The sequence below is a fragment of the Variovorax glacialis genome (assembly GCF_051216375.1).
GTDB lineage: Bacteria > Pseudomonadota > Gammaproteobacteria > Burkholderiales > Burkholderiaceae_C > Variovorax.
The window spans coordinates 116,669-129,652 of record NZ_JBPJZT010000001.1 but is presented as its reverse complement, the minus strand read 5'-3'; the positions used below and the strand labels follow the sequence as shown (position 1 = coordinate 129,652).

At 66.0% G+C, this 12,984-nt stretch carries 10 protein-coding genes and 2 pseudogenes; 3 read left to right on the top strand and 9 right to left on the bottom strand.

Annotation, left to right across the window (positions count from 1 at the left end; all coding sequences use genetic code 11):
- Window positions 1-92: 92 nt before the first annotated feature.
- Window positions 93-263, top strand: a complete 171-nt coding sequence (locus tag ACSFBL_RS00645; protein WP_435513799.1) for a hypothetical protein — start codon at window positions 93-95, stop codon at window positions 261-263.
- Window positions 264-344: 81 nt separating this feature from the next.
- Here ACSFBL_RS00645 and ACSFBL_RS00640 read toward each other — a convergent pair whose 3' ends face one another.
- Genes ACSFBL_RS00640 through ACSFBL_RS00630 form a run of 3 tightly spaced genes read right to left on the bottom strand, consistent with a single transcriptional unit; the run spans window position 345 to window position 3,866 of the window.
- A complete protein-coding gene (locus tag ACSFBL_RS00640; RefSeq protein ID WP_435513798.1) occupies window positions 345-1,457 on the bottom strand; it encodes a Rieske 2Fe-2S domain-containing protein in 1,113 nt (370 codons plus the stop codon).
- Window positions 1,458-1,480: 23 nt separating this feature from the next.
- Window positions 1,481-2,458 carry a PDR/VanB family oxidoreductase gene (locus ACSFBL_RS00635; protein WP_435513797.1) on the bottom strand — a complete coding sequence of 326 codons (978 nt, stop codon included), beginning with the start codon at window positions 2,456-2,458 and terminating at the stop codon, window positions 1,481-1,483.
- 52 nt (window positions 2,459-2,510) lie between these two features.
- Window positions 2,511-3,866 carry an MFS transporter gene (locus ACSFBL_RS00630; RefSeq protein WP_435513796.1) on the bottom strand — a complete coding sequence of 452 codons (1,356 nt, stop codon included), beginning with the start codon at window positions 3,864-3,866 and terminating at the stop codon, window positions 2,511-2,513.
- Between the two features lie 190 nt (window positions 3,867-4,056).
- Here ACSFBL_RS00630 and ACSFBL_RS00625 point away from each other — a divergent pair, with 190 nt between their 5' ends.
- Window positions 4,057-4,977, top strand: coding sequence for a LysR family transcriptional regulator (locus tag ACSFBL_RS00625; RefSeq protein ID WP_435513795.1), 921 nt, complete (start codon window positions 4,057-4,059; stop codon window positions 4,975-4,977).
- A 26-nt stretch (window positions 4,978-5,003) separates the two neighbouring features.
- Here ACSFBL_RS00625 and ACSFBL_RS00620 read toward each other — a convergent pair.
- Window positions 5,004-5,451 (bottom strand): annotated as a pseudogene (locus ACSFBL_RS00620) (type II 3-dehydroquinate dehydratase).
- A 25-nt stretch (window positions 5,452-5,476) separates the two neighbouring features.
- Window positions 5,477-6,780, bottom strand: a pseudogene (locus ACSFBL_RS00615) (MFS transporter).
- Window positions 6,781-6,987: 207 nt separating this feature from the next.
- Between ACSFBL_RS00615 and ACSFBL_RS00610 the strand changes: the two are divergent.
- A complete protein-coding gene (locus tag ACSFBL_RS00610) occupies window positions 6,988-7,782 on the top strand; it encodes an IclR family transcriptional regulator (protein ID WP_435513794.1) in 795 nt (264 codons plus the stop codon).
- A gap of 52 nt (window positions 7,783-7,834) precedes the next feature.
- On the opposite strand, the gene ACSFBL_RS00605 is transcribed toward ACSFBL_RS00610, so the two are convergent.
- From ACSFBL_RS00605 to ACSFBL_RS00590, 4 genes are all read right to left on the bottom strand, one after another.
- Window positions 7,835-8,269, bottom strand: a complete 435-nt coding sequence (locus ACSFBL_RS00605) for a PaaI family thioesterase (protein ID WP_435513793.1) — start codon at window positions 8,267-8,269, stop codon at window positions 7,835-7,837.
- A gap of 76 nt (window positions 8,270-8,345) precedes the next feature.
- Window positions 8,346-9,095, bottom strand: a complete 750-nt coding sequence (gene hutC / locus ACSFBL_RS00600) for a histidine utilization repressor (RefSeq protein WP_435513792.1) — start codon at window positions 9,093-9,095, stop codon at window positions 8,346-8,348.
- Window positions 9,092-11,236, bottom strand: coding sequence for an acetate--CoA ligase family protein (locus ACSFBL_RS00595; RefSeq protein WP_435513791.1), 2,145 nt, complete (start codon window positions 11,234-11,236; stop codon window positions 9,092-9,094). Before ACSFBL_RS00595 ends, hutC begins: the two co-directional genes overlap by 4 nt.
- Window positions 11,237-11,291: 55 nt before the next feature.
- Window positions 11,292-12,977, bottom strand: a complete 1,686-nt coding sequence (locus ACSFBL_RS00590) for an ABC transporter substrate-binding protein (RefSeq protein ID WP_435513790.1) — start codon at window positions 12,975-12,977, stop codon at window positions 11,292-11,294.
- Window positions 12,978-12,984 lie beyond the last annotated feature (7 nt).

Sequence of the window (12,984 nt, the reverse complement as noted above, 5' to 3'; positions counted from 1 at the left end):
GGCCTCCCCGGTGCTGCCAACGGTGTCCTTTTGCCGCAGGGACGGCGCGTCGTCCCACGCATGCCTTGCCCAGGCACGTGCAAGGTGCCTGCATGACCGATCCACGCAATGTCGCGCACGACAAAAAAGTGCAACAGGAAAAGAAGCATCGCGGCGAGGAAATCGCCCCCGGAGCCGAACACGCCCCTCAGCCTGGTCAGAAGCCGGCCCTCAAGCATGTTGACAAGCAGGAGGTGGACAAGGAGGAGACGGACCAGACCTAGGGCCCGACGCTGCCTGAATTTGATGAGCGAATCCCGCCCTAAGGGCAGCCCGACAGGGTCGGGCTCGCTTCCCCATTCCGATCACCCGCCGGCAACCCCGGCCTCGGCCGCGGCAAGCCGATAAAGCACCTGGCGCATCAGGAGGCCGGGCTTGTCGGGAGCGAAGTTCAAGTCGAACTGTGGCTCGGTGTCGTTTCTGACGACATCCAGGATCCATTCCAGCGCATCCACGTCTTCCTGGTAGGCCTTGGTCGACGCGGCCAGCAGGTGATCGTCGGCCGCCTTGTCCTCGAGGTTGAAGTTCCGGCTGCAGAACCACCAGTAGTGAATGCCGCCGTTCGTCTCCGGCGTGAAGATGTGGCTGATATTGAATCGGTAGGTGCGAGGCGCGCCGCTTGGATCGTTGTTGTCCACGATGCGCGCATAGGCGGTGTGCAGTGCCGGCGAGACGAAGCGCGCGTCCGAGAAGCGATCGACCGGCTTGCCAGTGAGGCCAGTGGGCACGCCGTAAACGCCGGGAGGGGGAGAATTTCGCAGCTCGCGGTCGATGATGATCTTGTTGTCCTCCTCGCGCACCTTCAACTTGGACCGGGCGTATTCGGGCGTGCCGATGGCGCCCGGATGCAGGAAGGGGAAGTGCGTCTGGTCGAGCAGGTTTTCGTGCATCGCCACGTAGTCCGAAGCGATGTGGAAGCTGCCGCTGACGCTCTTCCACTCCGGGCTGGCCAACCATCGGGTGTCCGGGACCAGGCTCTCGTCGGCATGGTCGGCATCCCCCATCCAGATCCAGATCAAGGGTCCGCGCTCCACCGTCGGAAAGCTCCGCACATTGGCATTGGTCGGCACGATGGGCATCGCCGGCATGTTGACGCAGCGGCCCGACGGATCGAACTGCATGCCGTGGTAGCCGCACATGAGCACGTCGCCCACGAGCTTGCCCTTGGCCAGCGGGAACGATCGGTGGGGGCAGCGATTGCGCACCGCCACCGGCTCGCCTGCCAGCGTGCGGTAGAGCGCCACGTCCACGCCGAGCAGACGGCGGCTGATGATGTCGCGCGTGACCTCGCTCGCCATCGCGGCGACGTACCAGCAATTGCGGATCAGCGGGGTCGTGTGATCCGCGAATCCGCCGGGCACGAATTCACGTTCTTCACGCACCACGAATTCGACAGGGCGCTCAACGATCAGGTCCATTGTTTTTCTCCTGCAGGTAGAGGTCAGGCGTCGAGCACGAGTCGACTGCCTCGGGCGCGTGAAACGCATATGCACAGCGTCTCGTCGGATGATTTCTCTTCGGGTGACAGATAGTGGTCGTGGTGCTCGATGCCGGCATCGGTGGCGACCACCGGAAGCGGGCAGAGGCCGCATTCGCCGCGTCGGCAATCGAAAAGGACGGGCACGCCATCGGCCAGCAGCGCATCCAGGATGCTCACGTCACTGCCCACCTCCACCGTCCTGTTGGATCGCCGAAGATGGACAGTGAAAGGCTTTGCGTCCCCCGAGATCGACGCCGTGAACATCTCGCTGCGCACGCGGTCCGGGCGCCAGCCGAGGCGTTCCGCCGCCGCGTGGGTGGCATCGATCATCGACCGCGGCCCGCACACATAGACTCGCGTGCCTTCCGGCTGGCTGCGAAGAAGTGCTTCGATGTCGGGGTGGCCTTGCGTGTCGCTGTGGTGAAACTTGACTCGGTCCCCCGCCAGGTCTGCGAGCTCTCCGTGATAGGCCATGCCGGCGGACTGCCGGCCAGCGTAGAACACGCGGTAGTCGCAGCGGCGTCGCGCCAGGCTGCGCACCATCGAGAAGATCGGCGTGATGCCGATGCCGCCCGCAATGAGGAGCACGTTATGGTCGCGTCTGTCTAACGGGAAATTGTTGGTCGGCGGGCCGATCTGCAGCCGGGTACCCACTTCGAGCGTCTTGTGGATATGGGCCGAGCCTCGTGCATGGTCCTCGCGCTGCACCGCGATGCGGTAGGTGTTGCGAGCATCGTCGTCGAGGGTACAGCCGCCGACGAGCGAGTAGTGCCGCACGATGAGCCCACGCTCTGTCGAGACAGTGTGCAGCGACACGTGCGAGCCGGCCGAAAACGAAGGCAGCTGCGTGCCGTCCACGCGGGTCAGCAAGTATTCGCGCACGCGATCGGTCAGCTGGCGAACACCGGTGACCTGAACGTCGAAGTTGGGTCTTGCCATGGCGTAGTCCTTGGAGGTTGAAGACGGGAAGCCGCCCGGGCCTCCGGCGGCTTCAGGAGTGGGCGAGCGCCTCGGTGGCTGGCGGGTTGCGCCTGGATGCGACCTGTCCGGCCAGGATCGCCACGGCGGCGATGCCAGCCGGGATGGCGAGCGCCGAAACGATGCCGGCAAAGCCCCATCCCATGCCCAGCAGGATGCCGCCCACGGCAGACCCCAGGATGCTGCCGAAGCGACCCATGCCCTGCATCCAGCTCACGCCGGTCGCGCGGGCCATCGTGGGGTAGCAAGCGGGGGCGAAGGCGTTGAGGCCGGTCTGTGCACCGTTCATGAAGAAGCCGGCTGCCAGCATCCACAACGGCAGGCTGGCGGCGGTGGCACCGACGCCGCCGACGCCGAAGACGCACAAGGCACCGCCGAGGTAGGCCGCAGCGATCACGAGGGTCGGCTTGAGGCGGTCCATCAACCAGCCGGTGAGGACGGCGCCGAGGATGCCGCCGGTCTGGAACATCGCGGTGATGTTGGCGGCCTGCGTGATCGGCAGACCCGCGTCCTTCATCAGCGTCGGCAGCCAGCCGGTGATCAGGTAGATCACCAGCAGGCCCATGAAGTAGGTCACCCAGAGCGATACGGTGATCAGCGAGTAGCCCTGCGAAAACAGAACACCGATGGGCCGCTTCGCCTTGACCGCCGGCTCTGGCGCAAAGAAGCGCGTCCCTGCCGCGAACCGGGCCTTGCAGACGCGTCCCAGCGTTGCGGCGATGCGCTCGGCCGGAAAGTTGCGAACCAGCATGAATCGCACGGATTCGGGGAGGAACAACACCAGGAACGGCAGCAGCACGAGAGGGAACACGCCCCCGGCGATGAGCACCGAGCGCCAGCCGAAATTGGGGATCATCCAGCCGGCTGCGAAGCCGACGACCGCGGAGCCCACGCCGAAGCCGATGAACATCACGGTGATCAGCAGTGAGCGCCGACGCTCCGGGATGAATTCGGCCAGCAGTGTGGTGGTGTTGGGCATCGCGGCGCCCAGGCCGATGCCGGTCAGGAAGCGCAGCACGACCAACTGCGTCACGTCCTGCGTGAACGCCGCCAGGATGCTGAAAACGCCGAAGACCAGGACCGAAGCGAGCAGGACGGTCTTGCGCCCGAGGCGATCGGAGGAAGGGCCCGCGACCAGGGCACCGAGCACGAGACCGACCGGTGCGGCGCTCATCACCAGCCCGAAGCCGGCGCGGGAGATGCCCCATTCCTGAATGATCGAGGGCGCCAGGAAACCCATGATCGCGACGTCCATGCCGTCGGAGGCGACGATCAGGAAGCACAGGATGACCAGCAGCCACTGCGTGGCCGTGATCCCTCTGCGATCGATGAAGGACTTCACGTCCAGCGAAGGCGAAACATTGCTCACTCTTGTCTCCTGGTGGGGCCATTTGGTCCAGGGCCCCTTTGCTGCCGGTGAGGGCATCGGGGCAGTGGTCGTATGGCTGTGGGGGTGAGCGAAGTCTATTGATTCTGATAGAAGTCAATTAAACTGAATTCTGGCAATCAGCTAGCGCGTTTTTGCACAAATAGGGACCCGAGGGTCAAGGAGCAGCCAGATGGACGTCGTGACCCACATGCAGACCTTCGTGGCGGTCGTGCGATGGGGAAATTTCTCGGAGGCCGCCCGGCAGCTCGGCGTCGTGCCCTCGGTGGTCGCGAAGCGCATCGTCCAGCTCGAGGCAGAACTCAAATGCAAGCTGTTCGACCGGACGACGCGGCGGGTCGGTCTCACCGAAGCGGGGGAGAAACTCCATGCGAAGGCTTCCGTGGTCGTGTCGCAGTTCGAAGAACTGATTGATTCTGTGGAGAGCGACGAAGCAGCACTCGGCGGCCATCTGAAGGTGATGGCGCCCACTTCATTGACGATGATGCAGCTGGGCGCCGTCTTCAGCGAGTTCCTGCGCGTCCATCCGGGCATCACGATGGAGATCGTGCTCGAGGACCGCTCCACCAATCCCGCCGAGGGCGGATTCGACCTTGCGATCAGCGGCCGTGCAGCGAGCTACGAGGGCGTCGTCGACATCCCGCTGCGCCCCGTGAAGCCGCTGCTTTGCGCCGCGCCGTCTTACCTGCGCGCCCATCCGGCGATCGCTCATCCACGAGATCTACCCGATTGCGCCTGCCTGGTGTTTTCGGCCACCGGAACGACCTGGGCCTTTCAGAGCAGCCGAGGGACGCTCTTGGTCGATGTGCACCCTCGGCTTCTCGCGGATGACAACCGCACCTTGCTTCAGGCAGCAACAGCCGGGCTTGGATTGGCGCTGCTGCCCGCCTACATCGCATCGGATGCAATTGCCGCGGGGCAGCTCGAAGTGGTGCTCTCCGACTTTGCTCCGCAGGAAAACTGGTTCAAGGCTTATGTGCCAAGGCGCCGAGTGAACGTCGCACGTGTTGCTGCACTGCTGAAGCACCTGCAGCAGGAATGGCCGCCCGAGTGGCCGCCCGAGGAGCGGCGGGGAAGGCGGGTCAGGGCCTAGCTTTTCTCCGGCCTCTGTCGATTTGCTCAGGCTGGCGCACTGGCCAGCGCTTCGGCCACCGCCCGCATCGCCAGCAGGGTAGCCGCCCGGCCCGAGCCCGCAGATGACGCCCGTCGCGGCCAGCGAAATCAGCGAGTGCTGGTACTGCTCCGAGCGCTTGTGGATGTTGGTGATGTGGACCTCCACCACCGGCTTGCTGATCAGCTTGACCGCATCCAGCACAGGGATCGATCCGAACGAAAAGCCCGCCGGATTGATGATGACCGCGGCGTCCTTCTCGAAGGCTTCCTGCAGCCACTCGATCAACTGGCACTCGCTGTTGGTCTGCCGGAAGTGGCACTCCAGGCCGAGTTCGGCGGCCAGGCGCTCCGTGCGGTCCTTGATCTCGGCCAGCGTCGTGCTTCCGTAGAGGTGGGGCTCGCGCTTGCCGAGCATGTTGAGGTTCGAGCCGTTGAGGACAAACACCTTGTTCATTTTGTGCTTCCGGAGGAGGGGGTTGTCAGTGAGGGGCGCCGACCTTGGCGGCCGGGTCCACACGGTTCATGTCGATGCCGCGCGTCTCGGGACCGGTCAGGATCATGATCAGCGAGATCACGTTGAGCACCGCGCACACCGCCACGACGCCCCAGGGAGAGAGCCATTGAACACGCTCACGAGCCACACGGCGACCAGCGGCATCGGACCACCGGTCAGGAGATTCGCGCCGGTGTAGGCCAGCGCCGAACCCGAATAGCGCACATTGGTCGGAAAGGCCTCGGCGAACCACACGGGCTGGATGCCGCTCTGGAACTGCGTAAAGCCCAGGAAGAGGCCCATGATGGCGAGCATCGGATAGAAGCTGCGTGTCGCGAGCACGCCGAAGTAGACGAACAGGATCACCAGCGTCGCGATGGAGCCGAGGGCCAGCGCCTTGCGCCGCCCGATCCGGTCGCTCAGCAGGCCACCGGCCAGCGAGCCCACAATGGCGCAGACGTTGGCGCCCATCAGCAGCATGAAGCCGGTCTGCTTTGGCACACCGAGGTCCTTGGTGATGAAGCTCAGCGAAAAGACCACGATCAGGTAGAAGAGGGCGGCCGGCCCGCAGAAGAAGAACATCAGCCGCAGGATCGTCTTGTAGTGCAGGCGCACCGCATCGCGCAGCGGGCTGCCCACCTGGGCCACCTTGGTCTTCTGCATCTCGACGAAGGCCGGCGTCTCATCCACCTTCAACCGGATGTACACGCCCACCACCACGAGCACGAAGCTGATCAGGAAAGGGATGCGCCAGCCGTAGCTGTCGAACTGCTCCGGCGAAAGCGTCGACGACAGCAGCAGGAGCACCGCATTGGCCAGTATCTGGCTCAAGGGGGAGCAAAGGCCCAGCAGCCCGGAGTACTTGCCGCGCCGGTCGGGCTTTGCAAATTCGAGCGCCATGAGTTGTGCACCAGTCGATTCGCCGCCGAGTGCGAAGCCCTGGATGATGCGCAGCAGCACCAGCAGGATCGGCGCCCAGATGCCGATCTGCGCATAGGTCGGGAGCAGGCCCATGAGGACCGAGGCCAGGCCCATGACGCTCACCGTGCCCAGCATCAGGTTGCGGCGGCCCAGCTTGTCGCCGAGATAGCCGCAGATGATCGCGCCCAGCGGTCGCGCTGCCAGGCCCACACCGAAAGTGGCCAGCGACGCCAGCAGCGCCGAGGTCGGGTCCATCGACGGGAAGAAAAGCCGGGGCAGAATCGTCGCCGCCACGGTGCCGTACAGGGTGAAGTCGAACCACTCCAGCGCGGTGCCGATGGTGGCCGCCGTCACGGCCCGGGTTGCCATCGCGTCGCGGGATTGCTCGGCTGGTATTTCGGCGGCAGAGTGGGCCGCCGCCATGTTGTTCGTCATGTCGATGTCTCTCTAGGTTTCTGGGGTTTTTCGGACCTTCGGGACCCCGCATCCTGCAGGGGCGAGAGAGATTGTTGAACCTCGGACAGCGGCGCGTTTCAAATTGGAATTGTCTTTCGCATCGCAAAACAGGAGGCGCGAATGAGTGTGGCACTTGACCGGGGCATGCAGATCCTCGAACTGCTGGCCGACAGCAACGACGGCATGTCCCTGGCCTCGATCGCCGATGCCGTCGACGTCCCGAAAAGCGCCTGCCACAGGCTGCTCGAAGCGCTCGCACAGCGGGGCTACGTGCGGCAGATCCGCGAACGTGGCGACTACGTGATGACGACGAAGCTGCCGGCGCTCGGACTGAGCTTCCTGAGCAGTTCCGGCCTCGTGGACATCGCGCAGCCGATGATCGAGCGACTCGCCGACATGTCGGGCGAGCTTGCGCGCCTGTCGATCGTCGACCAGGATCGCCTGACGTGGGTCGCGAAGGCGGAAGGCAATCGAAAGGGCTTCCGCTACGACCCCGACATGGGGATGAACGCCCGGCTCTCCTGCACCTCCTCGGGGCACGCATGGCTCATGACGATGTCGGACGAACTCGCCGTCGCATTGGTCTCGAAGCAGGGCTTCGGCAAGCCCGAGGACTACGGGCCCAAGGCACCGACGACCGTCAAGGCATTGCTCGGCTTTCTCCACGCGGCCCGCGTCCGGGGCTACGCCATGATCGACGAGGTGTTCGCGCCCGGGATGACGGCGGTGGCAGCGCCTGTGTGTCGGCCGAACCATCCGCCGATCGGTGTGATCAGTCTCGCCGGCCCGCGCAACCGGCTCACCTTCGAACGCATGCAGCAACTCGGCCCGGTGCTGCTCGACACCGCCCGCGAACTCGCCACGCTGAGCAACGCCTCGGGTCTCTTCTCGAAGCCGCCGCTGGGCAAGGCCTGACAGGGGACGCGGCCATCGACTTGGCGGCGGGCGATCCGCCGGGCGCGCGGCATCAAGGCGACCGTTCCAACACCTTGAAGAGGGCAGACGCCGCAAGGATCTGTTTGTCCTCGACGCTCACCATGCCGTTCATGAATACCAGGCTGGACGTGGTGCGTGTGACGCGGCCCTGGGCAATCAGGAACTGGCCTTCGCGGGCGCCGCTCAAGAACTGCGTGTCCATCTGCACCGTCACACAGGCGCGCCTGCCAATTGCTTCCCACGCGATGGCACCGAGCGTATGGTCCATCAGGCTCATGAGAAGTCCGCCGTGTACGACGCCGGCCGGGTTCAGGTGCTCGGGCCCTGCGAGCACGCCGTAGGCCCAGCCGGACGCCAGTTGCTGCGTCCAGAGCGGACCCACCAGTCCGACGAAGCCCGGCAGGGATCGAGGGCGCCATCCTTGCGCCTGCAAGCTGTCCGAAGTGTGTGTGATCGTCGTCGTCATCATCAATGTCGGGTCACTGGAATTGCGGTGTGCTTCGGTTGTTTAGGCCTGAGTCAGGCCGTCGTTCAGCCGAGGCTCAACCCGTCACCGGATTGCCGTCGGCGCGAAACCGGCTACCCAACCGGTAGCGTGACGCCGGGTGCAGGCATCGGACCATCGTGACCGGCACGCCGCGCGTCCACGTTCTCCGGGTCAGCAGGAGGCAGGGGTCGCCGGCAGACATCGCGAGCTGCTCCGCCTGTGCGGCGGTGGGCAGGCACGCATCCACCACGTGTTCGATCTCGTCGAACGGCACGTTGCGCACCAGGTACTCGCCAGGCGGCATGCTGGTGAAGTCCTGTTCGATGAAAGCAGGCACCACGCGAGGATTGACGTAGCGGTCCTCCAACTGCACCGGCACCTCGTTCTCGAGGTGGAGGCACACCGTGTGGAATACCGATTCGCCAGGCGCGAGATCGAGCCAGACACCGACATCGGGCGAGGCGGCGATGCGTTCGACCACCCGCATGTCGCAGCGATAGTCGTGGCCGCGCTCCTTGATCTCGCTGGCGATGTTGGCAATGTGCAGCAGCGTCGATTGCGGCTTGGTCTCCGCGACGAAGCTGCCGACGCCCGCTACGCGAACGATGCGCCCCTGCTCGACCAGTTCGCGCAGCGCGCGGTTGACGGTCATGCGCGACAGGCCGAAGAGTGAGACCAGGTCGTGTTCCGAGGGCAGGCGGTGCGCCGGTGGCCAGGTCCCGTCCTGGATCTTGCGCGTGACGTAGACCTTCACCTGCTCGTAGCGCGCGAGCGAGGCCTCGCCTGCGAGCGGTTCGGGCTTCATCGCGGTGCCGCGTCAGCGTTGCGCATGATCATCAGCGCATCGACCACCCGGATCTCGCCGCTTCCCTTCTTCACCAGGACCGGGTTCAGGTCGCAGGCGCCGATGAGGTCGCCGAGGTCCATGGCCAGATCGGAAAGGTTCCTGAGGAGGTTGGACAGCGGGCCCAGGTCGGTCTTCGGCATCAGGTTGCGGTAGCCGTCGAGCAGCTTGCCGAGCCGGGTCTGGAGGATCATGGCCTTGGCCTCGTCGCCGGAAACGGGGGCCAGCGCCACGGCGCGGTCGTCCATGAGTTCGACCTGCGTGCCGCCAGTGCCCACGACCATCAAGGTGCCGAAGGGGGCCGAGTCGGCGAAGCCCACGACGGCCTCCGCATCGCCCGTGATCTGCTCCTGAAGCTCGTAGCCATCGATGGTCGCGTGCGGCGCCGCGGCGCCGACGTTGCGCGCGATGTTGGCGATGGCCGTCGCCAGGCCATCGGCGTCGCGCACCCCGAGCACGACGCCGCCGACGTCAGAGCGGTGCGTGATCTGGGGCGAGGCGACCTTCACGACCATCGGAAAGCCGATCTCGGCGGCGCGACGAAGCGCCTCGTCACGGTCCTTGACCACCGTCGACCTGACCACCGGGAGGTCGTAGTTGCGCAGGATGCGAAAGCAGACCTCGGGCGCGAGGCTGCCCTTCGATGCCTCGAGTTCGCGACGCAGTTCGGCCGCCGCCGGGTTGCGCAGCGGACGGCCGCGCCGGTGGGCCTCGGCCCAGCGCGCGGCATGGCCCGCGTGGCCCTTGCCGAGGTTGCGCATCGCCACGAAGCCCTCCTGCAGGCCGCGGATGATCGGCACGCCGGAGCCGGCCAGTGCCTCGGCGATCTGGTCATGCGTCGCTTCCGACGTGGGCGAGATCATGACCACCGGCTTGGCGGACGCGCGGCCCTGCGCCGCATAGCCGCCGATGTGGTTCATGTAGTTCTCCAGCGTCTTCGGATTCAGGCTCGCTTGCGCGTCCTGCAGCAGGGCGAGGGCACCAACTTCGGGGTCCGCGAGGATGGCCCGCAGCGCGTCGGGCGTCTTGCGGGACTCGGCCAGCACGGTCGCGCCGATGTCCACCGGGTTGTGGCCCGGCGTGCCGGGCAGCGCCTCGATCACGCGTGCACGCGTGGCGTCGGAGAAGACGGCAAGCGGCACGTTCCGCCCGGCCGCGACGTCGCAGGCCAGGGCGGTCTGGCCACCCGAGATGCCGGCGATGGCGATGCGTCCGTGGCGCACCATGCGGCGCGCGACGGACGCGCATTCCAGCGAGGCGATCAGCTCGTCGTAGTCATCGACCGTGGCGATGTCGGCAGCGGAGAAGAAGCAGTCCGAGGCGTCGCGGCTGCTGACCAGTGCCCCGGTGTGGGCCTGGGTGGCGGCCGATCCCATCTCCGACGTGCCGACCTTGAGCACGACGAGTGCCTTGCCGGCGGCGTGAAGGCTTTCGGCCGCGAGCGCGAAGGCGACCGGATCCTTGATCGACTCGGCGACGACGCCGACGACCTGGGTCGCATCGTCGCCGGCCAGCCAGTGCAGGTAGTCCGCCGTCGCGAGCTGGAATTCGCTGCCGACGGTGACGATCTTCGAGAAGCCCACGGTGGTCGAATTCATGACCGCGATGGCGGCCGACCCGGACTGCGCCACGATCGCCACCTTGCCGGCCTTCAGGCGCAGCGAGGGCCGCGACGGGTAGAGCGGCACCGAGTCGGTGTAGTTCACGAGCCCCATGCAATTGGGTCCGTGGACGGCGAGCCGGCTGGTCTCGCCGAAGGCACGCATGGCGGCCTCGTCGGCGGCCGAGAAGCCGTTGGCGAACACGATCGCGGACCGTGTGCCGGCGGCCTCGAGCTGCCTCAGCGTGTCGAGCACGTCGGCCGCCGGCACCGCGACGACCGCGGTGTCGGTGGCCGGCGGCAGGTCGGCGATCGCGTTGATGGCGGGCAGGCCGTCGATCTCGGTGGCGCTCGGGTGCACCGGAAGGATCCGGCCCTTGTAGCCCCAGCCCTGGAGGTTCTGGATCACCACATTGCCCTGGGAACTGCGCCGGGCCGAAGCCCCGACGACAGCGACCGTGGCCGGTTTGACCAGCGCCGTCACGTCTCTGTACGAATTCACGATGGATGTCCTGCGAAGTTGCCGAAGCGGATTGCAAAAAGGGGATGGGCGCGCCTCACTTGCGGCCCTTGGGCAACCAGGCCTCGGCCCAGTTCGGATGGGTGTTGAACGAGAAGTTGAACTGCTCGTCCAGGCCCTGCAGGCGGGTCGAGGCGACTTCGTACATCCGCGAGCTGGTCAGGGTCAGCTGGTTGAGGTCGCGGGCGACCACCTCGGCGTACTTCTTGTAGAGCGCACGCTGCTTGTCCAGCGGCGCGGCGGCGGCCTCGGCGGCGATCTTGTCGAACTCGGGGTTGCAATAGCCCGACGGATTCGCGAAAGGCACGCTGCCCGTGTTGCAGACGTGGGCGCGGTCGACGCCCAGCACCGGGTTCGTGCGCCCGGTCAGCGAGATCACCGAGGCGTCGAAATCGTGCTGCTTGTAGACCTTGTCGGTCCAGATCTGCGGCTCGAGGCCGGCCAGCTTGACGTCGACGCCGATCGCGCTCCAGTAGCTCTGCACGATCTTGGCGACCGAGTCGTACGGCGGCTTGGCCACGTAGGTGATCTCGACCGTAAAGCGCTTGCCATCCTTCAGCGGAAGGCCGGCCTCGTCGAGCAGCGCACCCGCCTTCTTGACGTCGTGCGGGTAGAGCTTGTCGTAGTCGACCGATGGATCGAAGAGCTGCTTGAACTGGACCGGAATCGCGTTCTTCGCGGTAAAGGCCAGGCCCTGGTAGGCGTCGGCGACGACGCGTTCCCGGTCGATCGCCTGGAACAGCGCCTGTCGCACCTTGACGTTGTCGAGCGGCGCGCGGCGCATGTTGAAGTCGACGACGGCGCGCTCGGGCGCGTTGTTCTCGATCTCGATGACCTTGAACTTTCCGCCTTTCTCGGCCTGGCGGGCGCTCGCGATCTGCGCGGCTTCGGGCCGGAACCAGTGGACCTCCTCGCGGCTGATCGCGTTCAGGCGCTGCTGTGCATTCGGAATGAGGGCGAAGACCACCGAGTCGAGGTAGGGCTTGGGCTGGTCCCAGTAGTTGGGGTTGCGCACGAAGGTGATGGAGCGTCCGCTCTCCCACGACTGGAACTTGAACGGGCCGAGGCCGACCGGTGCGCGATTCGCCGGATTGGTGGCGACGTCGGTGCCGTCGTAGACGTGCTTCGGCATCAGCGGAAACACCTCCTTGTCGAACAGGTCCAGCGTGGCCGTGAGGGGCTGCTTCAGGACCAGGCGGAAGGTGTTCGCGTCGGGTGCCTCGGCCTTGTCGATCAGCGGCACGAGCTTGCCCAGATAAGTGTTGAACTTGGCGAAGTTGTTGAGCGTGAAGACCACGTCCTCGGCCGTGAACGGCTGGCCGTCCGACCATTTCACGCCTTTGCGCAGGTTGAAGACATAGGTCTTGCCATCCTCGGAGACTTGCCAGTCCGTGGCCAGGCGGGGGATGCGCTTGCCGGTGCGGTCATAGGACATCAGGCCGTCGGCCCATACGTCGGCCATGAAGAGCGAGGAGGTGAGCGAGGTCAGGTGCGTATTGAGCGTGGAGATCGCCGCCGGGTCGACCGCGGCGATTACGGTGCCGCCGCGCTCCGGCTTGCCCGCCTGGGCCAGCGCCTCCGTGCTCAAACCGAGCGCCAGGACGGCCGCGGCGCAGACCGCCAACACGCCGCCACGCAGGGTGGCGGGGAGTTTCGCCTGCCGCCGCGTCGCGGGCAGGGCAGGGGCAAGGTCGACCGTCGAGGCGCTGCGGTGCAAGAACATGGTTCGT